This is a genomic window from Streptomyces mirabilis (genome assembly GCF_039503195.1).
GTDB classification, from domain to species: Bacteria; Actinomycetota; Actinomycetes; order Streptomycetales; family Streptomycetaceae; genus Streptomyces; species Streptomyces mirabilis_D.
Genome location: NZ_JBCJKP010000001.1, coordinates 3,306,948 through 3,328,584, shown reverse-complemented (window position 1 = coordinate 3,328,584; position 21,637 = coordinate 3,306,948). Strand labels below are relative to the sequence as shown.

Below are 21,637 nucleotides of genomic sequence, written 5' to 3'. Positions count from 1 at the left end.
TCACCCCCGCCGCCCCTACGGCGTCACGCGTGCTCGCGCCACCGATTGGTGATCGGAAGCCGCCGGTCCTTCCCGAACCCCTTGGCGGAGATCTTCGTGCCCGGCGGATACTGCCGGCGCTTGTACTCCGCCGTGTCCACCATCCGCAGCGTCTTCACCACCAGCTCCCGGTCGAACCCGGCCGCGACGATCCCGTCCGCCCCCTCGTCCCGGTCCACATACCGCTCGAGGATCGCGTCCAGCACGGGATAGTCGGGGAGGGAGTCCGTGTCGACCTGGTCGGGCCGGAGTTCCGCGCTCGGCGGCTTGGTGATCGAGTTCTCGGGGATCGGCGGGGTCTGCCCCCGCTCGGCCGCCGCCCGGTTGCGCCACTCCGCCAGCCGGAAGATCGACGTCTTGTACACGTCCTTGATGGGCCCGTACGCGCCCACGGAGTCGCCGTACAGCGTCGAATACCCCACCGCCAGCTCGGACTTGTTCCCCGGCGCCAGCACGATGTGCCCCTCCTGGTTGGAGATGGCCATCAGCATGGTGCCCCGCAGGCGCGACTGGAGGTTCTCCTCGGCCAGCCCGGTCAGCCCCAGCGACGACATATACGCGTCGAACATCGGCTCGATCGCCACCGTCCGGAAGTTCAGCCCCGTCCGCCGCGCCAGCTCCGCCGCGTCCCCCTTGGAGTGGTCGGAGGAGTACTTCGACGGCATCGACACCCCGTACACGTTCTGCGCGCCCAGCGCGTCGCACGCGATCGCCGCGACCAGCGCCGAGTCGATGCCGCCGGACAGTCCGATCAGCACGGACCGGAACCCGTTCTTCGCGACGTACGCCCGCAGTCCGACGACCAGCGCCGAGTAGACCTCCTCGTCGGCGTCGAGCCGCTCCGCGTACCCGCCGGCGAGCTCCGCCTCGTACGCGGGCAGCGGTTCCTCCGACAGCACCAGCCGCTCGATCCGCAGCCCGTCGTCGACGACACCCGTCACCGGCTCGGCGGCACCCGCCGGCAGTTCCAGGTCCAGTACGACGCACCCCTCCGCGAACTGCGGCGCGCGTGCGACGACCTCCCCGTCCCGGTCGACCACGATGGAGTCGCCGTCGAAGACCAGCTCGTCCTGTCCGCCGATCATGGCGAGGTAGGCGGTGGTGCAGCCGGCCTCCTGGGCCCGCTTGCGCACCAGTTCGAGACGGGTGTCGTCCTTGTCGCGCTCGTACGGCGAGGCGTTGATGGACAGCAGCAGCCCGGCCCCGGCGGACCGGGCCGCCGGCACGCGCCCGCCGTCCTGCCAGAGGTCCTCGCAGATGGCGAGGGCCACGTCGACCCCGTGCACCCGCACGACCGGCATGGTGTCGCCGGGCACGAAGTAGCGGAACTCGTCGAACACGCCGTAGTTCGGGAGGTGGTGCTTGGCGAAGGTCAGCGCCACCCGGCCCCCGTACAGCACGGCGGCGGCGTTCTGCGGGGCGCCGGCCGGCTGCCCGTACTTCGGCTGGGCGGTCTCGGACCGGTCGAGGTAGCCGACGATCACCGGCAGCTCCCCGAAGCCCTCGTCGGCCAGCCGTGCGGCCAGCGCGCGCAGCGCCGCGCGGGAGGCCTCGACGAAGGACGACCGCAGGGCCAGGTCCTCGACGGGATACCCGGTCAGCACCATCTCGGGGAACGCCACCAGATGCGCTCCCTGCTCGGCGGAGTGCCGGGTCCAACGGACGATCGCCTCGGCGTTGGCGGCGAGATCGCCGACGGTCGAGTCGATCTGATTCAGGGCGAGGCGTAGTTGAGGCACGCGCCCAGTGTAATCGTCAGAGCGACACAATGGGGTGTGGGGCGCCCCACGTGGAGGCGCCCGGGCCTCCGGCGCGGCAGTGCGGTGAACGGCGGCGGCCGCCCCCACCGCGCCCGGCTCCCCGTCATCATGGCACCTTACCCCTACGGGGTATGCGGCACCGCCGGGCTGCCCGCCCGGAAACGCCGACGCCCGCCCCTCGACGAGGGGCGGGCGCGGTGGAGATGTGACGGAGGACCGTCAGTGACCGTGCTGGGAGCGGTACGACTCGATGTAGCCCGAGGTGGGCGTGCCCACACCGGTGACGTCGTCGTAGCCGCGCACGGCCTTCAGGGAGCTGTCCTTGCCGAGGCTGCGGACGGAGGTGAGCAGACCGCCCGACGCGTCGAAGGAGTTGGCGAAGTCCACGCGCGCCACGGCGAGTTCGGAGCCCGTGGGGGTGTCCGTCACGTCGTGGTACGCCTTGGAGCCGTACTTCGCGTAGATCGACGGGTTGGCGAAACCGATCGCCTTGCCGCCGCGTGCCTCCTGGGCCAGGGCCTGGACGGCCGCGATCACCGGCGCGGCGAGCGAGGTGCCGCCGATCCGGTACTCGCTGTACTGCTGGGACCCGTCCGGGAAGGTCTGCGTCTGGCCGACCTTGAAACCGGTGTTGGGGTCGGCGACCGCCGCGATGTCCGGCACGGTGCGCATGGCCGTCGTGCCGTTGGCCTTGGCGAGCGCGCCGGGCACGACACCCTTCTGGTAGAAGGGCTGCGCCACGGTCTTGCTGGTGCCGCCGCCCGCGCCCGAGGTGAACGCGCCCGGGAAGCCGGTCCAGCTCTTGCCGTCGGCCGCGAGCGCGGCCTTCTCGGTGCCCCAGCCGGTCTCGAACTGGTACTTGTCGCCCTTGCCGACCGCCAGCGACGTACCGCCGACCGCCGTCACCCACGCCGAGTTGGCCGGGGTGTCGACCTGCTTCGTGCCGGTGTTGGCGACCTCGTCACCGTTGTCACCGGAGGAGAAGTAGAAGCCGATGCCCTCGACCGCGCCGAACTGGAAGGTCTGGTCGTAGGCGGCCGCGAGGTCCGGCGTCTGGTTGGCCTCGATGTCGCCCCACGAGTTGGAGACGATGTCGGCCAGGTGGTTGTCGACGACCTTGTTCAGCGAGTCGAGCAGATCGTTGTCGAAGCAGGACGCGGCACCCACGTAGGTGATGCTCGCGTCCGGCGCGACGGCGTGCACGGCCTCGACGTCGAGGGTCTCCTCGCCGTACCAGCCCGCCGCCCCGCACGCCTCGGTCTGCGTGTAGGTGCCGGGCAGCACCTGACGCAGCTGGCTGCTGCTGTACGCCGAGTCACCATGCTTCTTGGCGTACGTGGCCGCGTCGAACGCGATGGTCGGCGAGGCGTACGCGTCGGTGATGGCGACCCGCACGCCCTTGCCGGTGCGCTTGCCCGCGCCGTAGGCGGCGCGCAGCTGCTTGCCCGTGTAGCCCTCGATCGCGTACGGGATCTTCTTGCCGTACGCGTCCGGCAGGGTGCTCGCGGTGTTCGAGCCGAAGTACGAGGAGAACGGCCCGGAGTTCTTGAACACTGCGTCCGGGGGCGGCAGCGTGTCGTCGTGCGTCGCCTTGTGCGGGGCGTTGTCCAGGCCGGTGACGGTCAGGACGGCGCCGTTGAGGGCGGCCGGCGCGGAGGCTGTCTTCGACGGCGCGCGGTAGGTCTTCTTGCCCTTGGCGTAGTTGTGCAGCTGGGTGCCGAACGCCTTCTCGGCGGCGGCCACGTCACCGGTGACGGAGACGTAGTGCTGCGTGGTGCCGGTGACCTTCAGGCCCGCCGACTTCAGCCACGAGGTCACCGCGGCGACCTGCGCCTTGGTGGCACCGAAGCGGGCCTGCGTCTGCTTGGTGCTGAGGTACTTGCCGTACGAGGCCGAGTTCGGGTCGGACACGGCCTTGGCGTACGCGGCGAGACCGGCGGCGTTCCGGCCGGCCAGGTAGACCCGGGCGGAGACCTGGGAGTTGTCGGACGCGGCCCCCTTGTCCGCCTTCGCCGTGGCCCACGCGGGCTTGGTGCCCGTGAGGGTGTCCCGGCTGGGACCGTCCGCGGCGTTGGCCGTGGGTATACCGAGCGCCAGCGCACCGGCGAGCAGCGGCAGTGTCGCTGCCATGCTCACTCCGGCGCGCATGGTGGCGCGATTGGATCTCATAAAACCCCCTGCGATGCGGTTCGTCGCATGTGTGGTCGTTCGTGATGTTCGAAACCGTGTGCCGGAATTGAGGACGCACGGAATGGATCACGCTGGGGGTCACTCTGGCGATGAACCGTTCATGCCAGGGGAATGAGAAGGCCAAGGAAACACCAAGTGGCCGCGAATGAAGGGTGTTTGGGACGGTATGACGTCACCCTCGCCCCGGATGTAGGGATATCCCTCGTTTCCTTGTAAAGGGGTTCCCAACTTCTGTGAGCGTATTGCGACATCGGCGGGTTCATGATTCGTCCCGGCGACGGTAAGCGCTTCGCGGCCCGGGGCGCGCAGGGGCTTTGAGGCGGCCGGAGTCCGAAGAGTCCCACCGCTGTGGCCACGCCCACCCGCACCCGGCTGACCGGCGTGGTCGGTCACCCGGCGGGAGAGACGGACGGGCCCGGGGTTCGACACCCCGGACCCGTTCACGCACAGCCGCTCACCCCTGGCCGTCCTCGGCCTAGTCGCGGGCCTTCGTGCCCCGCTCCTTGAGCATGTCCGCCATCAGCTGGATCTCCGACTGCTGCGCGTCGACCATGCCCTGCGCGAGCTTCTTCTCCACGCCGACCGTGCACTTCGCGACGCAGCCCTCGGCCATGTGGATGCCGCCCTTGTGGTGGTCGGTCATCAACTGCAGGTAGAAGACCTCCGCCTGCTTGCCGTTCAGCGTGTTCAGCTTCTTCATCTCGGTGTTGGTCGCCATGCCGGGCATCAGCGCGCCGTCCTTGCCGGACGCCATGTCGCCCATGCCCATCCACGTCATGGGCGCGTCCGCCGACACCTTCGGCAGCTCCCACAGGTCGAGCCAGCCCAGCAGCATGCCGCGCTGATTGGCCTGCGTCTGCGCGATGTCGTACGCGAGCCGCCGTACCTCCACGTTGTCCGTACGGTCGCGCACGATGTACGACATCTCGACGGCCTGCTGGTGATGGACCGCCATGTCCCGCGCGAAACCCGCGTCCGCCGAGTCGGCCGGCGGCACCTTCGTCCCCGAGGACCCCGAGCCGTCGCTCTCGGCGACCGCGTACGTGATCGCCCCGGCGGCCACCAGCACCGCCGCCGTGGTCCCCGCGATCCAGCCCACCTGGCGCATCTGGCTCACTGCGACAGGCCGTTGGTGCAGGCGGCGCCCGGCTCGGGCGTCTGCTTGCCCTGCACGAACTCCGAGAAGAACTTGTCGACGTTCGGGTCGCTCGCGCTCGTCACCGTGCGCTGCTTGCCCCACGCGCTCAGCATGATCGGGTCCTTCTGGTCCTCGACGGGGCTCATCAGGGTGTACGGCGTCTTCTTGACCTTCGCTTCGAGCGCCTTCACGTCGGCGTCGGAGGCCTTGCTGTTGTACGTCACCCACACCGCGCCGTGCTCCAGCGAGTGCACGGCGTTCATGTTGTTGATCGCCTTGCCGTAGACGTCGCCGTTGCAGTTCATCCATACCGGGTTGTGGTTGCCGCCGACCGGGGGCTCCATCGGGTACTTCACGGTCTTGGTGACGTGGTTGCGGGACAGCGTCCCCGACCAGGTCTCCACGCCGTCCTTGCCCGTGACGAAGTGCCCCGAGCCACCCTTCGAGTCGCTCGCCGAGGTGCTGCTGCCGTCGGACTGCGACTTGACCAGGACGACACCGCCGACGACAAGACCGGCAACTATGACCGTGCTGGCCGTGATCGTGAGGATCCGGTTACGACGCTCCCGGGCACGCTCGGCCTTGCGCATCTCTTCTATGCGCGCCTTGCGCTGCGCGGAGGTGGTGTTCTTGGCGGAACCCATGGCGAGTCCTTATGGGGATGGGACGGTCGGGTCCGCTGATCGTAATGGGACGAGGGTGCTCAGTACGAAGGGAGGTCACAGAATGTCCAAAGGAGACACCCTGTGGCGCAGCCCCGCAAAGGTGGGAGGCGGTGCTGTTCGGATGATCCGTGGATAATTTGAGCGGCAGATGCGTATTAACTACGCTGGCGGCATGAGGCTGCTGCGCTCCACCGATCTGGCCCTGCGTGTCCTGATGCGGCTCGCCGTCGCCGACGGGTCGACCCCCACCACCCGCGAGGTCGCCGCGGACATGGACGTCCCCTATACCCATGCCGCGAAGGTCGTCGCCGAACTCCAGCACCTCGGACTGCTCGCGGCCCGCCGCGGCCGCGGCGGCGGCCTCGGCCTCACCGAAGCGGGGCGTACGGCCTCGGTCGGCGCGATCGTCCGCACCTTCGAGGGCGACGGTGACGTGGTCGACTGTGAGGGGGCCGCGCCCTGCCCGCTCCACACCGGCTGCCGACTGCGGGGTGCGCTGCGGCGGGCTCAGGAGGCGTTCTTCGCCTCGCTGGACCCGCTGACGGTGGCGGACGTGGTCGCCGCGCCTACGGGGCCGCTGCTGCTGGGGATCTCCGGCAGGCCGACCTCGGGTCTGGCATCCGATGGCGACTGACACCTGACGAAATCTGTCATCTGTCATCTGTCATCTGTCAGCTGACGTCTGATATCTGAGGTCCACCGCCCGCTATCTGCCGTCTGCCATCCGTCATCCGTCATTTGTCATCCGTCATCCGTCATCCGCCTCAGCCCTGCGCAAGCCAGAGATCCGGCCCGAACACCTCGTAGTGAATGTCGGCCGGAGCCACCCCCTTGTCGATGAGTTGTCCCCGCACCGCCCGCATGAAGGGCAGCGGCCCGCACAGGTACGCGCGCGTGCCCGACGCGACGGCCACGGAGGAGAGGTCCGCGCGTCCGGGGCGGCCGGCGCCCTCGGCGTCCTGCTCGTACCAGAAGTGGACGGCGGCGTCCGCGAGCTTCGCCGCGTACGCCTCGTGGTCGGCGCGCAGCGCGTGGTCGGCGGGGGAGCCATCGGCGTGGACGACCGTGACGGGGGCGTGGTGTCCGGTGAGCGCGAGCTGTTCCAGCATCGCGATCATCGGGGTGACGCCGATGCCGGCGGAGGCGAGCAGCACCGGCGCCTCCGTGTCGTCGAGCACCAGATCGCCGTACGGCGCGGAGAGCTCGATCGTGCTGCCGACGTGCACACGCGTGTGGAGGTGGTTGGACACCTCGCCGTCGGGGCCCGAGGCCTCGCCGTGCACCCGCTTGACGCCGATCTGCCGTACCGGGGAGCCGGGGGCGCTGGAGAGGCTGTACTGCCGTATCTGGTGGGCGCCGTCCGGCAGCTCGACGCGTACGGACACGTACTGGCCCGCCCGGAAGTCCGGCAGCGGCCCCCCGTCGGCCGGGCGCAGCCGGAAGGTGGCGACGTCGGCGGTCTCCTCGACGCGTTCCACGACCTCCCAGGGCCGCCACCCGCCCCTCCCGTCGCCGTGCTGTGCGTACAGCCGCCGCTCGATGGCGATGAGGGAGTTCGCCATCAGCCAGTAGACCTCGTCCCAGGCGGCCTCGACCTCGGGCGTGACCGCGTCGCCGAGGACCTCGGCGATCGCCGCGAAGAGGTGCTCGCGCACGGTCGCGTACTGCTCGGGGGCGATCCCCAGGGAGGCGTGTTTGTGCGCGATGCGGTTCAGCAGCACGTCGGGGCGCTCGTCCGGCCGCTCGACGAGGTGGGTGGCGAAGGCCGCGATGGATCCCGCGAGGGCCCGGCGCTGGGTGCCGGAGGCCTGGTTGCCGCGGTTGAAGAGGTCCCGGAGCAGTTCCGGGTGGGCGGCGAAAAGCCTTTCGTAGAAGCGGTCGGCGATCTCGCCGATGGCGGCGCCGACGGCGGGGAGGGTGGCGCGCACCGTGGCGGCGGACGGCTCGGACAGCATGGGGACTCCTCAAGTGCCTGGGGCGGAACGTCAAGTGCCTGGGAAGGAAGGGGGGTTGCGATCCCCGTTTCTGCCCCGCACAGTAATAAAACTTGCATCTAAGATGCAAATTAAAGCTCATGAGGAGAGAGTCTGGGGGTCGGCCATTACAGACAGGCGGATGAGCAGGCAGTATGGGCACCAGAGCAGGACACCTGCCGTACGCGAGGCGTTCAGACCGCGGTCGCCCGGGCGATCATGGTCCGCAACGCGCACGAAATGGTGTTGTGGTGGGATGCTCAGGTGCCCCGACCGTCCCCGAGGCGTGGGAGCAGGCGGCCTGACCAGCAAGGATGGGTGGAAGCGGAAGATGGACAAGCAGCAGGAGTTCGTGCTCCGGACACTGGAGGAGCGGGACATCCGGTTCGTTCGGCTGTGGTTCACGGACGTGCTGGGCTTCCTCAAGTCGGTAGCCGTGGCTCCGGCCGAGCTGGAGCAGGCCTTCGACGAGGGCATCGGCTTCGACGGCTCGGCCATCGAGGGCTTCGCCCGTGTATACGAGTCCGACATGATCGCCAAGCCGGACCCGTCGACGTTCCAGGTGCTGCCGTGGCGCGCGGAGGCCCCCGGCACGGCCCGCATGTTCTGCGACATCCTGATGCCGGACGGCTCCCCGTCCTTCGCGGACCCGCGCTACGTCCTCAAGCGCGCCCTCGCGAAGACCTCCGACCTGGGCTTCACCTTCTACACCCACCCGGAGATCGAGTTCTTCCTGCTGAAGGACCGCCCGCTGGACGGCTCGCGCCCGACCCCGGCCGACAACTCCGGCTACTTCGACCACACCCCGCAGAACGTCGGCATGGACTTCCGCCGCCAGGCGATCACCATGCTGGAGTCGATGGGCATCTCGGTCGAGTTCTCCCACCACGAGGGCGCCCCCGGCCAGCAGGAGATCGACCTGCGCTACGCCGACGCGCTCTCCACGGCCGACAACATCATGACGTTCCGCCTGGTCATGAAGCAGGTCGCGCTGGAGCAGGGCGTCCAGGCGACGTTCATGCCCAAGCCCTTCTCCGAGCACCCCGGCTCCGGCATGCACACGCACCTCTCCCTCTTCGAGGGCGACCGCAACGCGTTCTACGAGTCGGGCTCGGAGTACCAGCTGTCGAAGGTCGGCCGCTCCTTCATCGCGGGCCTGCTGAAGCACGCGGCGGAGATCTCCGCCGTCACCAACCAGTGGGTCAACTCCTACAAGCGCATCTGGGGCGGCTCGGAGCGCACCGCGGGCGCCGGCGGCGAGGCCCCCTCGTACATCTGCTGGGGCCACAACAACCGCTCCGCGCTCGTCCGCGTCCCGATGTACAAGCCCGGCAAGACCGGCTCGGCACGCGTCGAGGTCCGCTCCATCGACTCGGGCGCGAACCCGTACCTGGCCTACGCCCTGCTCCTGGCCGCCGGCCTGAAGGGCATCGAGGAGGGCTACGAGCTCCCGCCCGGCGCCGACGACGACGTCTGGGCCCTCTCCGACGCCGAGCGCCGCGCGATGGGCATCGAGCCCCTGCCCCAGAACCTCGGCGAGGCCCTCACCCTCATGCAGCGCAGCGAACTGGTCGCCGAGACCCTCGGCGAACACGTCTTCGACTTCTTCCTGCGCAACAAGAAGTCGGAGTGGGAGGAGTACCGCTCCGAGGTCACCGCCTTCGAGCTCCGCAAGAACCTGCCGGTGCTGTAGGCGCGGGGCAGAGCGATATCGCTGATCCAAGAGTCTCCGGGGAGACGGCCGCAAGGTTGTCTCCCCGGAGCCGTTCCGCGGCCCAGGGCCGTGTGCGGGCCGTGGTGAGAGAAATGAGCCGGCCTGGGCCGTCGGTCCCGCTGGCTCTTGGTGAGGCGTAGGCCTACGGCGCGTCGCTACTGACGTCGTCGGGCTCCTCACCCCTCACCGCCGTGAAAGAGGTAAAGCCGAGCTCGCGGCCTGGAAAGAGGCGCACAACCGCTCGCACGAGCAAGTCCGCGCCCGTGCCGAGCATGTCTTCGCCCGCATGAAGCACTGGAAGATCCTGCGCGACCGCCGGCGCGAGCCCGGCATCCGGCATGACGGCCAAGACGCTCTGGACGGCACCGGCAAGACGTGCCGGAAAGGCTGCCACAAGGACATGTGTGACGTTCGACGGTCCCGGGCGCAGATTTTGGCTGCGGTGTCGCCCGGGCTGGGCACGGGGAACGCGCTGAGCTGCTGGTGCAGCTCGGGGTGGTGGCGGTGACGGGGCTGCCGAATCTGCGGCCGCCCCGGGTGGTCAGCTGAGACGCGGGTGGTCGGCCGGGAGCGGAGCGGGACCGACCGCGCCCGCTACGGCAGCAGGGCCCCGATACGGCAGCAGGGCCCGGACCGCGCGTCGCGGTCCGGGCCCTGCCCCGTGCGGTGCCGCCCTGCGGCGGCGGTGCGTCAGCTCTGTGCGGTGTTGTCGCCCGCCTGCCCGGCGCCCTCAGCTGCGCCTGTCTTCTCGCGCATCTTGCGCACCAGCTCCGCCTTCTGGTCGGCCGCACCCTGGCGGTCGAGGTTGCGGTACGGACCGTTGTTCTGCCGTTCGGCGCGGGACAGCTTCTTGCGCTGGCCGCCGCCCATGCCCACGGGGTTGTTGATGTTCTTGCTCACGGTCACGGGTTCTCCCGGTGATGATTTGAAGTGATCTACGGATTCATCGGTGGAGGACGGGCGGCGACGTCGAAGGACGTCAGCAGGGGCCCATCACGCTCTCACTCGTAAATCGGCGTCTGGAAGAACATGACAAAGACGTTACCCGCTTCCGTCGGCCCCGCACACCAACCTTTTCGCCGCCCCGTCAACGGCCGGGCCTTCGGCGAGCGCCCGGGGTCAGCCGTTTCCTTCCGGGAATCTCAGCACCGCCGGCACCCGCCGGTGGTCCCCGCCCGCCCGGGCAGGTCCAGATGGGCGTCAAAGCCCGGAACGGTGTGCCCCAGGTACGTGGCGCGTGCCGTCGCGGTCGAGATGCTGCGCTTGCGCACGGTGATGTGGCCCCCACAGAAGAAGCCCGGTGCTCGCCGGCGAGACGAACAGGCCGCACGCCCCTCGCGCACACGGGATACATGGTGGCTGCCCGCTAGGTGGTTATGTAGCTTGCTCCCATGACCGACAACGCAAGGGGCAATGCCGCGTAGGCGCTCGGCCAACGCTCTAGGCCAACAAGGGTGTGGTTTTGGCGGTGACCCGGGCGCGTAGCGTCTCGCGGACGGTGGGCCATTCGTCGGCGAGCAGGCTGTAGTACAGGGAGTCGCGGCGGGTGCCGTCCGGGCGGCGCATATGGCTGCGCAGGGTTCCTTCGTGGACCAGGCCGAGGCGGGCCAGGGCCTGCTGGGACCGCACGTTGAGGTTGTCGGTGCGCAGGGCGAGCCGAGCCAGGCGCAGGTCTTCGAAGGCGTGGGTGAACAGCAGCAGTTTGGACTCGACGTTGTAGGGGCCGCCCCAGCAGGAACGGTCGAACCAGGTCGCGCCGATCTCGGTGCGGCTCTCGGCCAGGTCGAGGTCGTACATGCTGGTCGAACCGATCACGGTGCCGTCGTCACGGCGCTGCACGGCGAAGCAGCGCCGCGTCGGGTCGGCGGTCATCTCGCCGAGCCACTCGCGCAGTTGCTCGACGGTCTCGGGTCGTGCCCGGGGCATCCACCGCCAGACCTCGGGGTCGGACGCCGACGGGAAGAGAGCCTCGGCGTGGTCGGGAGACAGACGGACGAGGCGGACGACAGTGCCCTCAAGCGGCTGGTTGGTCACCGGAGCAGAATAGATCCGGTGACCAGCGGCGATCTTCTTCTTACGGGCCTTCTTGCGGGTCTTCTCACGGGTCTTCTCACAAGCCTCCTCGCTGGAGCGCGGCAGGTGTCGTACGCCGTCAAGCCGACACCTTCGTGAGGAACGCCGTCAGGTTCGTCACCGTTCGTTGGATCTTCTCCTCCAGCGTGAGCGACTCGTGGAGGCGGGCGCCGGCGCCCGCGTCCTTCTTGCCTCGTACGTACAGGGAGCAGGAGAGGTCGCTGCATATGTAGGCGCCGACCGAGTTGCCCTGCTGGCCGGCCTTGCCCGCCTTCGGGGCGACCATCAGGGAGACGCCGCCGGTGTGGGTGGTCAGGCACATTGAGCACATGCTGCGCCGGGTCTGCCAGGAGGTGGGGCTGGGGCTGCGCAGGACCAGGGCCTTCGGGTGGCCGTTCAGTTCGAGGACGAGGTAGGCGCGTTCGGGGGACTGGGGATCTCGCCAGCCGAGGTAGTCCAGGTCGTCCCAGGGGTGGTCGGCCAGGTCGCGCGGGACGGACAGGCGCTTCGCCTCGCCCTTGGTGCAGTTCACGAACGCGGCGCGGATCTCTTGTTCGGTCAGCGGCTTCATGAGGGCCATGGTAAATTGCCTAAAGGTGTTAGGCAAATGAATGAGCTGTTATGGCGAATGGGAGGAAGGTTATGGTGCGTGTCGGGTTGACCACGGAACGTCTGGTTCTTGCCGGGGCCGAGCTGGCCGACGAGGTCGGCTTCGATCAGGTGACCGTCTCGGAGCTCGCCAGGCGCTTCGACGTGAAGGTCGCGAGCCTGTACTCGCACGTGAAGAACTCCCAGGACCTCAAGACCCGGATCGCCCTGCTCGCCCTGGAGGAACTCGCCGACCGGGGCGCCGCCGCGCTGGCCGGACGGGCCGGCAAGGACGCCCTGGCCGCTCTCGCGAACGTCTACCGCGACTACGCCCGGGAGCATCCCGGCCGCTATGCCGCCGCCCAGTTCAGGCTCGATCCGGCAACGGCCGCCGCCAGCGCCGGTGGGCGGCACGCGCAGATGACGCGGGCGATCCTGCGTGGCTACGCGCTGACGGAGCCGGACCAGACACACGCCGTGCGGCTGCTGGGCAGCTTCTTCCACGGCTACGTCAGCCTGGAGATGGGGGAGGGTTCAGCCACAGCGCCCCCGACACGCAGGAGACCTGGGTGCGGATGCTGGACGCCCTCGACGCGCTGCTGCGGAACTGGCCCGCGAGCGCGGCGGCGACATCGGCGACAACAGCGACAGCGACCGAGCCCGCATCCGCCCCCTGATCGTCCCGCCGGAATCGTCCCCTCCTGCCGATTCCGGCACCCGAGAGTTCTGACGGAGACACCGAGGCCATGACCACCGACCACGACTGGATCACCACACCCGTCACCGCCGACCTCCTGCGCGGTGCCCTCGACCTGGAGCCCACCGAACGCGGTGTCCTCCCGCACCGGCTGCCCGCCCGGGCCCGCGGGCAGATCCCCGACGGACAGCTGGCCATGGCCGAGGCCCAGCCCTCCGGTGTACGGCTGGTCTTCCGTACCCGGGCCACCGCCGTCGAGCTGGACACGTTGCCCACCAAGCTCGTCTACGTGGGTGCGCCGACCCGTCCGGACGGGGTGTACGAGTTGGTCGTCGACGGCCGGGCGGCGGGGCGGGCGAGTGTGATCGGCGGCAATACGATGACCGTCGACATGGCCACCGGCGCGGCCTCGACCCGGCCGGGAGCGGTCGGTACCCTCCGTTTCGACGGTCTGTCCGACGGCGTCAAGGACGTCGAGATCTGGCTGCCGTACGACGAGACCACCGAACTCGTCGCCCTGCGCACCGACGCCCCCGTCGAGCCCGCGCCGGACCGGGGACGCAGGGTGTGGCTGCATCACGGCAGCTCGATCAGTCACGGTTCCACCGCCGCCGGGCCCACCTCCACCTGGCCCGCGCTCGCCGCCTCCCTCGCCGGTGTGGAACTGATCAACCTGGGGCTGAGCGGGAGCGCTCTGCTCGATCCGTTCACCGCGCGGGCCATGAGGGACACCGCCGCCGACCTGATCAGCGTCAAGATCGGGATCAATCTGGTCAACGCCGACGCGATGCGGTTGCGTGCCTTCGGCCCGGCGGTGCACGGCTTTCTCGACACCGTCCGTGACGGGCATCCCACCACGCCGCTGCTGGTCGTCTCGCCTCTTCTCTGCCCCATCCATGAGGACACGCCCGGGCCCACCGCCCCGGACCTCTCCGACATCGGGGCGGGGCGGCTGCGGTTCCTGGCCGTGGGGGATCCGGCGGAGCGCGCGAGCGGGAAACTGACGTTGCGTGTCATCCGCGACGAGCTGGCCCGGATCGTGGAGCAGCGGGCGGCCGAGGATCCGAACCTGCACCACCTGGACGGCCTGGACCTCTACGGTGAGGCCGACTTCGCCGAGTTGCCGCTGCCCGACCAGCTCCACCCGGACGCCGCCACCCATCGCCGTATCGGCGAACGCTTCGCCGAGCTGGCCTTCACCGCCCAGGGCGCCTTCGCCTAGTTCACGTACGCCGTCGGCTGGTTCACGTACGCCGTCGGCTAGTTCACGTACGCGGGAGACACCGCCGCGGTGCTGATGCGCCGCGGCGTTCCCGTGCCGTCGGACGGGACGGTGTAGAGGTCGGCTCCGTAGTCGCCGGGGAGGGCGTAGACGATCGTGCGGTCGTCGCGCCAGACCACCTGGTCGTCGACGCTGCGGGACTCGGCCAGCGGGGTTTCGCGCATCGTGCGCAGGTCGAGGACGTACAGGTGCCAGGGGGCGTCCTTCGACAGGCCCGGCACGCGCTTCTTGTAGGCGACGCGCGTGCCGTCGGGGGAGAGCGAGGGGCACTCGACGTTGGTGTGGAGGGTCGTGAGGGTGCGGGCCCGGAGGTCTCCTCGGATCAGATACGTCCTGCCCTTCGTCGCCAGCGTCGCGTAGAACGTGCGGTCGTCGGCCGCGAACGTGACGCCCCAGAAGTTGACGTCCGCCGCGTGGTACGTCCTGCCGTCCTTCACGAGGCGGAACGCCTCCAAGGAGGGGGTCAGTTTCCCCGTTCTCGTGTCCACGATCGCCGCGCGCGTGGAGAAGTTCGTACCCGCGTACGAGTCGCCGCCGACGAAGGCCGTCCACGCGGCGTACCTGCCGCTGGGGGAGACGCGGGCGCGGGACGGGATGCCGGGGACGTCGTAGCGGGCCGTCTCGCGCAGGCGCGTGTCGAGGAGGACGGCCCGGTAGGTGTCCTGGACCGGGCCGTGCACCGACTGGAGGCAGACGCCGGTGCCCGCGGACGCGTAGAAGCGGAGGCATTTGACCTTCGACGCCGTGCGGGGTCCCGAGGGGTTCGATGCCGGGACCGTCGTCAGTTCGTCGCGGTGCGGGCCCCAGGCCATGTTCCGGAAGATCATGCGGCTCCCGGACCCGGTGGCGAGCGCGACCGTGCCCGCGGTGATGCTCGGGCCGCCGGGCTGGGTCTGGTTCTTGCGGTCCGCGCGGGCCGAGGCGTGCAGGACGGAGGCCGTGGCCACGCCCGCCAGGACGACCAGCGCCGAGATCAGGACCAGGATGCGGGTACGGAGGGTCATGCGAGGCCTTCTGAAGGGGCGGAGGGGGTGGGACGGCGGAGTGTGAGCGCGAACAGGGCGCAGAGCGCCAGCGCCACCGTCGACGCCGTGAGCGCCGTACGGTCGCCCCATGCCGTCCATGCCGCGCCGAAGCCGAGCGAGCAGACGAAACGGGCCAGGGCCTGGCCGGTCTGGACGAGGGCGAGACCGGACGAGCGCAGTTCCTCGGGCACGCTCTCCGAGGCCACCGCCATCAGTACGCCGTCGGTGGCGGCGTAGAAGCAGCCGTGCAGGAGCAGGACGGCGTACGGCAGTGCCGTTCCGTGCCAGGAGGCGAGCAGGAGGGCGTACGCGAGGAGCAGGGCGCCGTGGCCGGCCAGGAACACCCGCCAGCGGCCGACCCGGTCCGCGAGGCGGCCGAGCGGGACGGCCAGGAGCAGGAAGGCCGCCGCCGTGCCGAGGGGCAGCAGCGCGAACCAGCGGTCCGGTACGCCCAGGCGCCGCTGGAGAAGCAGGTAGACGAAGGAGTCGCTGACCGTCGCGAGGCCCAGGAGGAGCGCGCAGAGGGTGACGCGGCGCAGGTCGGGGCGGCCGAGGAGGGCGAGGGCCGCGCGCAGGGTGGGACGGGGTGCGGTGTCCCCGGAGATTGCCCGCGGTGCCGTCCCTGTCGCCGGCGAACGAGCGCCGTCGGGAGCGGACTTGGTGCGAGCGCCGTCGGGAGCGGACTTGGTGCGAGCGCCGTCGGGACCGGACTTCGTACGAGCCCCGTCCGGATCGGACTTCGTACGAGCGCCGTTCACACTGTTCGGCACGAACAGCACCAGGACCAGTACGCCCACCACCGCCACGCAGAAGCTCACCGTGAACACCGCGTCGTACCCGTCGACCGTGGCCCGCAGGATCAGGAAGGCCACGAGGGGACCGAACAGCGCGCCCGCCGTGTCCATCGCCCGGTGCACGCCGAACGCGCGCCCCCGTGTCTCCGGCGTGCTCGACAGTGAGATCAGCGCGTCGCGCGGGGCCGTGCGCAGGCCCTTGCCGGTGCGGTCGGCGGCCAGGATCAGGCCGATCGGGGTGAGCGTGTGGGCCAGGAGCAGCAGGGGCTTGCAGGCCGCCGAGAGGGCGTAGCCGAAGCCCGCCACCCCCTTGTGGCGGCCGCCGCCGCGGTCGGCCAGGTGGCCCCCGATCAGCCGGACGAGAGCCGAGAAGCCGTTGTAGATGCCGTCCAGGAGGCCGAAGCCCAGCGGGGACAGGCCGAGGCCCGTCACCAGGTACAGGGGCAGTACCGCCGTGACCATCTCCGAGGAGACGTCGGTGATGAGACTGACCGCGCCGAGCGCCAGCACCGTGGGCGCGACCGCGGCACGGCGCCGTCCGGCACGAGGCCGGACGGCGCCTTCCGCGGACGCCGCACTCGTGGAGGCGCGGCTGTCCGCCACGTACATCTCAGGACGTCCAGATACCGGTGATGTCCTTGCCGGAGGCGGCGTTGCCCGCGTGTGTCGACAGGCCCTGCGAGTCCTCCAGGGTGCGCAGCAGGTCGTAGTGGTTGTAGGTGGTCGAGCTGGTGGATCCCGCGGTCACCTGCTGGCCGTAGAACACGGTCGGGATCTTGTTGCCGCTGAGCCGGTTGTCCTCGTCGAAGGTGACGACGAGCAGGCTGTTGTGGGTCTTGGCCCAGGTCGCGTACGCGCCCAGGTTGTTCTTCAGCCAGGTGTCACCGGTCGACACCGAGCAGTCGTGCATGTCGCTGCACAGGTTGGGGACCACGAAGGAGACCTGCGGAAGCGTCGTGTAGTCCGTCGGGAACTGGGTGAAGGTCTTCGCGGACGACGTCGGTACGTTGCTGAAGCCGAACCACGGGTTGTGCTTCTGCGCGTAGTTGCCGCTGCTGCACGTCGTGGAGCCCTGGCTCGGCAGCGTCTCGTTGTAGCTGGCCCAGGTCCTGCCCGCCGCGATCACCTCGGAGGCGAGGTTCGCGGCGGAGGAGAAGCCGGGGGTGACACAGCTGTCGTCGGTGACGCCCTGGGTGGAGCCGGAGAAGAGGGCGTAGTAGTTGGGCTGGCTCGGGTGCGTCTCGGCGTACGACGAGGTGAGGTTGGCGCCGCCGGTCTTGAGCGAGTTGATGTACGGGGCGCTGGAGGAGCCGATCACCTGGCTGTACGCGTGGTTCTCGAAGACCACGACGACCACGTGATCCGGGGTCGGTACCCCGGCCGCGGCGTGCGCGGTCGTGGAGCCGCCGAGGCCGGTCCACAGACCCACCGCGGCTGCGGTGAAGGCGAGGGCGGACGCCACGACGGCACGACTGCGGCGGTACACGTTTCTGCCGGACACTTCAGACCTCCGGTGGGGGTGGGGGAAGACGACGGTGGCGGTGCGGACAGAGCATGCACACGCCAACATTCCCCTGCGTCAAGCCACCCAACCGGCGGGGTGAAGACCTGATGAACTGCTTACCTCTCGGCCGCGCGGTCGTCGCCACCGCGCTCGCCTTCTTACTTTTCTTGCCTTCCTCGCCGCTCGCGCGGGCCGCATCCAAGCACACCTCCTACGGAAGCCGATTCCGGCGCGGGGCGCCACCGCGGGGACCGGGGTTAGGCTCAGGCTCGTACGACCTTGATCGGACCGGTCGTGCGACCTGATCCGACGGGAGGGCCCAGGATGATGGCGCCGGGGCGCAGGAGCAGTACCTTCACGCGGCTGCTGCGACACGGCTTCACCGATCCGTCGGCCGCCGAGCGGCTCCTGGACGGCGCGGAGCTCGAGCCCGTACGGTCCGATCCGGTGCTCCTCGACGCGCTCGGCGCCACCGCCGATCCCGATCTCGCACTGCTCGGGCTCGTGCGGCTCGTAGAGGCGCAGGACGGTCACATCGCCGAGCGGGAACTCCTCGACACCCTGATCGCGGCCAAGCCGCTGCGCGACCGGCTGCTCGGCGTCCTCGGTGCCTCCGCCGCCCTCGCCGACCACCTCGCCCGGCACCCGCGCGACTGGCATGAGCTCGTGACGTACGAGCCGCAGGACCTCCACCCCGGGGTACGGGATTTCGAGCGGGGGCTCGCGGAGGCGACCGATCCCGTCGCCCTGCGCGTCGCCTACCGGCGCTGCCTGCTGTCCATCGCCGCACGTGACGTGTGCGGCACCACCGACCTCGCCCAGACCGCCGCCGAACTCGCCGACCTCGCCACGGCCACCCTGCGCGCCGCGCTCGCCATCGCCGGCAGGGCCGCGCCCGACGACGCCGCGCTGTGCCGACTCGCGGTGGTCGCGATGGGGAAGTGCGGGGGGCACGAGCTGAACTACGTGTCCGACGTCGACGTCATCTTCGTGGGGGAGGCGGTGGACGGGGCTGACGAGCGCAAGGCGCTGCAGGCCGCCACCCGGCTCGCCTCCCACATGATGCGGATCTGTTCCGAGACCACCGTCGAGGGCAGCATCTGGCCCGTCGACGCGAATCTGCGGCCCGAGGGGCGGAGCGGGCCCCTGGTACGGACCCTGAGCAGTCACCTCGCCTACTACCAGCGGTGGGCCAAGACCTGGGAGTTCCAGGCGCTGTTGAAGGCACGGCCCGTGGCCGGGGACCTCGGACTCGGCGAGGAGTACGTGGCCACGCTGGCGCCCCTGGTGTGGCACGCCGCCGAGCGGGAGAACTTCGTCGCCGACGTACAGAAGATGCGGCGGCGGGTCGTGGAGAACATCCCCGTCGCCGAGATCGAGCGCGAGCTGAAACTCGGACCGGGAGGACTGCGCGATGTCGAATTCGCCGTGCAGCTGCTCCAGTTGGTGCATGGGCGGGCCGACACCTCGTTGCGCAGCGGCACCACACTGGACGCGTTGAAGGCGCTCGCGGCCGGCGGGTATGTCGGGCGGGCCGACGGCGTGCAGCTCGACGAGGCCTATCGGTTCCTGCGGTCCATGGAGCACCGGATACAGCTCTACCGGCTGCGGCGGACCCATCTGGTGCCCGAGGACGATGCCGATCTGCGGCGCATCGGGCGGTCGCTCGGGCTGCGGGCCGATCCCGTCGTCGAGCTGAACCGTGAGTGGAAGCGGCACGCGGCTGTCGTACGGCGGCTGCACGAGAAGTTGTTCTACCGGCCGCTGCTGGATGCCGTGGCCCAACTCGCCCCGGGCGAGAGCCGGCTGAGTCCGAACGCGGCGCGGGAGCGGCTCGTCGCCCTCGGGTACGCCGACCCGGCCGCGGCGTTGCGGCATTTGGAGGCGCTGGCCTCCGGGGTCTCGCGGAAGGCCGCGATCCAGCGGACCCTGCTGCCCGTGCTGTTGGGGTGGTTCGCGGATTCCGCCGACCCCGACGCCGGGTTGCTGAACTTCCGCAAGGTGTCGGACGCCCTGGGCAAGACCCCCTGGTATCTGCGGCTGTTGAGGGACGAAGGTGCCGCGGCGGAGAACCTGGCGCGGGTGTTGTCGGCCGGCCGGCTCGCCCCGGACCTGCTGATGCGGGCGCCGGAGGCCGTCGCGCTGCTCGGCGACGGGGACGGGGGCGGGCTCGAACCGCGCGGCCGTGCCCATCTGGAGCAGGAGATCCTCGCCGCGGTGAGGCGCGCCGACGGGGGCGAGCAGGCGGTGACCGCCGCGCGTGGCGTACGACGGCGGGAGCTGTTCCGCACGGCCGCCGCGGACATCGTCGCCTCGTACGGTACCGAGGAGACGCCGGCCGTCGCCGATCAGGGCGCGCTGGTGGATCAGGTGGGCGGGGCCGTGTCCGACCTGACGGCGGCGACGCTGGCGGGGACCCTGCGGGCCGTGGTGCGGGACAAGTGGGGGGACACGCTGCCCACGCGGTTCGCCGTCATCGGGATGGGGCGGTTCGGGGGGCACGAACTCGGTTACGGGTCCGACGCGGACGTGCTGTTCGTGCATGAGCCCCGCCAGGGTGTCGACGAGCAGGAAGCATCCCGGGCGGCCAACGCGGTTGTCTCGGAGATGCGGCGGTTGCTTCAGGTCTCCAGCGCGGATCCGCCCTTGCTGATCGACGCCGATCTGCGGCCCGAGGGGAAGTCCGGGCCTTTGGTGCGGACGCTGAACTCCTACGCGGCCTACTACCGGCGGTGGTCGTTGGTGTGGGAGTCGCAGGCCCTCTTGCGGGCCGAGATCGTCGCGGGGGACGAGGACCTGGGGCGGCGGTTCATCGAACTGGTCGATCCGTTGCGGTATCCAGCGGAGGGGCTCGGTGACGACGCCGTACGGGAGATCCGGCGGCTGAAGGCCCGGATGGAGTCGGAGCGGATGCCCCGCGGGGCCGATCCGACGCTGCACACCAAGCTGGGGCGGGGCGGGCTGTCCGACGTGGAGTGGACCGTGCAGCTGTTCCAGTTGCAGCACGGGTGGGTGGAGCCGGGGCTGCGGACCACTCGGACACGGGAGGCGCTGGGCGCGGCGTGCGCGGCGGGACTGGTGTCCGGGGAGGACGCGGCGATCCTGGACGAGGCATGGGTGCTGGCCACGCGGGTGCGCAACGCGGTGATGCTGGTGCGGGGGCGGGCCGGGGACACGTTTCCCTCCGACGGGCGTGAACTCGCCGCGGTCGGGCGGTACCTGGGGTACGGGCCCGGTCATGTCGGCGACATGCTCGAGGACTACCGGCGGATCACTCGGCGGGCTCGGGCCGTCGTGGAGGTGCTGTTCTACGGGGCCTGAGCCCCGGCACGGCCCCTTCCGTTCGGGGACGGGTGCGGGTGGCCGCCACTCCGGCCAGGACCACCGCCATGCCCGCCAGGGTGCGGGGGCCGAGCGTCTCGTTCAGGACCAGGGCGCCGAGCGTCACCGAGACCACGGGGAGCAGGTAGCCGACCGTGGCCGCGCTGGTGGGGCCCTCTTCGGCGATCATGCGGTAGTTGAGGTAGAAGGTCAGGCCGGTGGAGAAGACGCCGAGGACGGTGACCGCCAGCAGGGCCGTGCTGTCGGGGTGGGTGGGGGCAGCCGAGGGGAGGGCCAGGGTCGTCCACGCCGTGGCCATGAGGAGTTGGGCCGCCGACACGGCCAGGGGGGCGCCGCGGGGTGTGAGATGGCGGGCCATGTAGGTGAAGGCGATCGCATAGCTCGCCGCGGCGGCCAGGAGGGCTCCGGCGCCCCACCCGGTCAGGCCGTCGTGCTGCCAGGGGGCGAAGATCAGCAGGACGCCCGCGAAGCCGAGGAACAGCCCGGTCAGGCGGCGGGGGTGGAGGGCGCGGTCCGTGCCGAGAACCGCGCCCAGGAGGAGCGACCAGAGGGGAGTGGTCGCGTTCATGACCCCCGCGATCCCCGAGTCGACCGTCTGCTCGCCGAGCGCGAAGAGGGCGAAGGGGACCGCGTTGCAGAACAGCGCCGCGACGGTCACATGGAGCCAGAGTGCGAGGGAGCGGGGGAGGCGCTGGTGCGCCCCGCGGGCCAGGAGCAGGAGGACCGCCGTGCCCAGGACGCAGCGCGTGACGGTGAGGTGGGCGGGGGACAGGCCGTGATCCAGGGCCACCTTGATCCAGAGGAAGCCGGAGCCCCAGAGGAGCGCCAGGGTGGCCATGCGGAGAGAGGAACG

Annotated in this window: 16 protein-coding genes and 2 pseudogenes; 6 read left to right on the top strand and 12 right to left on the bottom strand. The window is 70.3% G+C overall.

Translation table 11 applies throughout. From position 1 onward, the window contains the following. Window positions 1-23: 23 nt before the first annotated feature. From AAFF41_RS15690 to AAFF41_RS15675, 4 genes are all read right to left on the bottom strand, one after another. Window positions 24-1,778 (bottom strand): NAD+ synthase, encoded by a 1,755-nt coding sequence (locus AAFF41_RS15690; protein ID WP_143607892.1) that lies wholly within the window; start codon window positions 1,776-1,778, stop codon window positions 24-26. Window positions 1,779-2,018: 240 nt separating this feature from the next. Beyond that, on the bottom strand, window positions 2,019-3,929 hold the full coding sequence (locus AAFF41_RS15685) for a S53 family peptidase (protein WP_319743590.1): 1,911 nt from the start codon (window positions 3,927-3,929) through the stop codon (window positions 2,019-2,021). Window positions 3,930-4,464: 535 nt separating this feature from the next. After that, complete coding sequence (locus tag AAFF41_RS15680; RefSeq protein WP_343326293.1) at window positions 4,465-5,097, bottom strand: DUF305 domain-containing protein; 633 nt, start codon at window positions 5,095-5,097, stop codon at window positions 4,465-4,467. Between the two features lie 5 nt (window positions 5,098-5,102). Beyond that, on the bottom strand, window positions 5,103-5,771 hold the full coding sequence (locus tag AAFF41_RS15675; protein WP_054230837.1) for a thioredoxin-like domain-containing protein: 669 nt from the start codon (window positions 5,769-5,771) through the stop codon (window positions 5,103-5,105). A gap of 193 nt (window positions 5,772-5,964) precedes the next feature. On the opposite strand from AAFF41_RS15675, the gene AAFF41_RS15670 reads away from it, so the two are divergent. Beyond that, the gene (locus AAFF41_RS15670; RefSeq protein WP_319743588.1) at window positions 5,965-6,426 is read left to right on the top strand and encodes an Rrf2 family transcriptional regulator; all 462 of its coding nucleotides are present in this window, start codon (window positions 5,965-5,967) and stop codon (window positions 6,424-6,426) included. Window positions 6,427-6,556: 130 nt separating this feature from the next. On the opposite strand, the gene AAFF41_RS15665 is transcribed toward AAFF41_RS15670, so the two are convergent. Then, the gene (locus AAFF41_RS15665) at window positions 6,557-7,747 is read right to left on the bottom strand and encodes a globin domain-containing protein (RefSeq protein ID WP_343324092.1); all 1,191 of its coding nucleotides are present in this window, start codon (window positions 7,745-7,747) and stop codon (window positions 6,557-6,559) included. A 349-nt stretch (window positions 7,748-8,096) separates the two neighbouring features. Here AAFF41_RS15665 and glnA point away from each other — a divergent pair, with 349 nt between their 5' ends. Together glnA and AAFF41_RS15655 are read left to right on the top strand one after the other, a co-directional pair. Further along, the gene (gene glnA / locus AAFF41_RS15660) at window positions 8,097-9,458 is read left to right on the top strand and encodes a type I glutamate--ammonia ligase (RefSeq protein WP_054230834.1); all 1,362 of its coding nucleotides are present in this window, start codon (window positions 8,097-8,099) and stop codon (window positions 9,456-9,458) included. Between the two features lie 190 nt (window positions 9,459-9,648). Then, window positions 9,649-9,819 (top strand): annotated as a pseudogene (locus AAFF41_RS15655) (transposase family protein); the annotation flags it as partial. A gap of 350 nt (window positions 9,820-10,169) precedes the next feature. On the opposite strand, the gene AAFF41_RS15650 reads toward AAFF41_RS15655, so the two are convergent. The 3 genes from AAFF41_RS15650 to AAFF41_RS15640 all read right to left on the bottom strand — a co-directional run bounded on the left by AAFF41_RS15650 (window position 10,170) and on the right by AAFF41_RS15640 (window position 12,123). After that, window positions 10,170-10,385 carry a DUF6243 family protein gene (locus AAFF41_RS15650; RefSeq protein WP_319743584.1) on the bottom strand — a complete coding sequence of 72 codons (216 nt, stop codon included), beginning with the start codon at window positions 10,383-10,385 and terminating at the stop codon, window positions 10,170-10,172. Between the two features lie 534 nt (window positions 10,386-10,919). Next, window positions 10,920-11,513 carry a GNAT family N-acetyltransferase gene (locus AAFF41_RS15645; protein ID WP_319743582.1) on the bottom strand — a complete coding sequence of 198 codons (594 nt, stop codon included), beginning with the start codon at window positions 11,511-11,513 and terminating at the stop codon, window positions 10,920-10,922. Between the two features lie 118 nt (window positions 11,514-11,631). Further along, window positions 11,632-12,123 carry an FBP domain-containing protein gene (locus AAFF41_RS15640; protein WP_319743580.1) on the bottom strand — a complete coding sequence of 164 codons (492 nt, stop codon included), beginning with the start codon at window positions 12,121-12,123 and terminating at the stop codon, window positions 11,632-11,634. Window positions 12,124-12,194: 71 nt separating this feature from the next. On the opposite strand from AAFF41_RS15640, the pseudogene AAFF41_RS15635 reads away from it, so the two are divergent. Together AAFF41_RS15635 and AAFF41_RS15630 are read left to right on the top strand one after the other, a co-directional pair. Beyond that, window positions 12,195-12,817 (top strand): annotated as a pseudogene (locus tag AAFF41_RS15635) (TetR/AcrR family transcriptional regulator). 69 nt (window positions 12,818-12,886) lie between these two features. Next, a complete protein-coding gene (locus AAFF41_RS15630; protein ID WP_319743576.1) occupies window positions 12,887-14,059 on the top strand; it encodes a GDSL-type esterase/lipase family protein in 1,173 nt (390 codons plus the stop codon). Between the two features lie 38 nt (window positions 14,060-14,097). On the opposite strand, the gene AAFF41_RS15625 is transcribed toward AAFF41_RS15630, so the two are convergent. From AAFF41_RS15625 to AAFF41_RS15615, 3 genes are read right to left on the bottom strand one after another with little or no spacing between them, the layout of a single operon-like run. Next, window positions 14,098-15,123: a TolB family protein gene (locus tag AAFF41_RS15625; RefSeq protein WP_319743575.1), complete on the bottom strand. Its 1,026-nt coding sequence runs from the start codon at window positions 15,121-15,123 to the stop codon at window positions 14,098-14,100. Further along, on the bottom strand, window positions 15,120-16,547 hold the full coding sequence (locus AAFF41_RS15620; protein WP_319743574.1) for an MFS transporter: 1,428 nt from the start codon (window positions 16,545-16,547) through the stop codon (window positions 15,120-15,122). The genes AAFF41_RS15625 and AAFF41_RS15620 overlap by 4 nt, the downstream gene beginning before the upstream one ends. A 1-nt stretch (window position 16,548) precedes the next feature. Further along, window positions 16,549-17,439, bottom strand: a complete 891-nt coding sequence (locus tag AAFF41_RS15615; protein WP_319743573.1) for an alkaline phosphatase family protein — start codon at window positions 17,437-17,439, stop codon at window positions 16,549-16,551. 327 nt (window positions 17,440-17,766) lie between these two features. Between AAFF41_RS15615 and AAFF41_RS15610 the strand changes: the two genes are divergently transcribed. After that, window positions 17,767-20,763 (top strand): bifunctional [glutamine synthetase] adenylyltransferase/[glutamine synthetase]-adenylyl-L-tyrosine phosphorylase, encoded by a 2,997-nt coding sequence (locus tag AAFF41_RS15610; protein ID WP_343324091.1) that lies wholly within the window; start codon window positions 17,767-17,769, stop codon window positions 20,761-20,763. Here AAFF41_RS15610 and AAFF41_RS15605 read toward each other — a convergent pair. Continuing rightward, window positions 20,714-21,622 (bottom strand): DMT family transporter, encoded by a 909-nt coding sequence (locus tag AAFF41_RS15605; RefSeq protein ID WP_319743571.1) that lies wholly within the window; start codon window positions 21,620-21,622, stop codon window positions 20,714-20,716. The genes AAFF41_RS15610 and AAFF41_RS15605 overlap by 50 nt on opposite strands. Window positions 21,623-21,637 lie beyond the last annotated feature (15 nt).

Excerpts from the sequence above, each read along its gene's own strand:
- AAFF41_RS15685 (WP_319743590.1), bottom strand. The coding sequence starts at position 3,929 with ATGGCAGCGACACTGCCGCTGCTCGCCGGTGCGCTGGCGCTCGGTATA.
- AAFF41_RS15680 (WP_343326293.1), bottom strand. The coding sequence starts at position 5,097 with ATGCGCCAGGTGGGCTGGATCGCGGGGACCACGGCGGCGGTGCTGGTG.
- AAFF41_RS15675 (WP_054230837.1), bottom strand. The coding sequence starts at position 5,771 with ATGGGTTCCGCCAAGAACACCACCTCCGCGCAGCGCAAGGCGCGCATA.
- AAFF41_RS15670 (WP_319743588.1), top strand. The coding sequence starts at position 5,965 with ATGAGGCTGCTGCGCTCCACCGATCTGGCCCTGCGTGTCCTGATGCGG.
- AAFF41_RS15665 (WP_343324092.1), bottom strand. The coding sequence starts at position 7,747 with ATGCTGTCCGAGCCGTCCGCCGCCACGGTGCGCGCCACCCTCCCCGCC.
- glnA (WP_054230834.1), top strand. The coding sequence starts at position 8,097 with ATGGACAAGCAGCAGGAGTTCGTGCTCCGGACACTGGAGGAGCGGGAC.
- AAFF41_RS15640 (WP_319743580.1), bottom strand. The coding sequence starts at position 12,123 with ATGAAGCCGCTGACCGAACAAGAGATCCGCGCCGCGTTCGTGAACTGC.
- AAFF41_RS15630 (WP_319743576.1), top strand. The coding sequence starts at position 12,887 with ATGACCACCGACCACGACTGGATCACCACACCCGTCACCGCCGACCTC.
- AAFF41_RS15625 (WP_319743575.1), bottom strand. The coding sequence starts at position 15,123 with ATGACCCTCCGTACCCGCATCCTGGTCCTGATCTCGGCGCTGGTCGTC.
- AAFF41_RS15620 (WP_319743574.1), bottom strand. The coding sequence starts at position 16,547 with ATGTACGTGGCGGACAGCCGCGCCTCCACGAGTGCGGCGTCCGCGGAA.
- AAFF41_RS15610 (WP_343324091.1), top strand. The coding sequence starts at position 17,767 with ATGATGGCGCCGGGGCGCAGGAGCAGTACCTTCACGCGGCTGCTGCGA.
- AAFF41_RS15605 (WP_319743571.1), bottom strand. The coding sequence starts at position 21,622 with ATGGCCACCCTGGCGCTCCTCTGGGGCTCCGGCTTCCTCTGGATCAAG.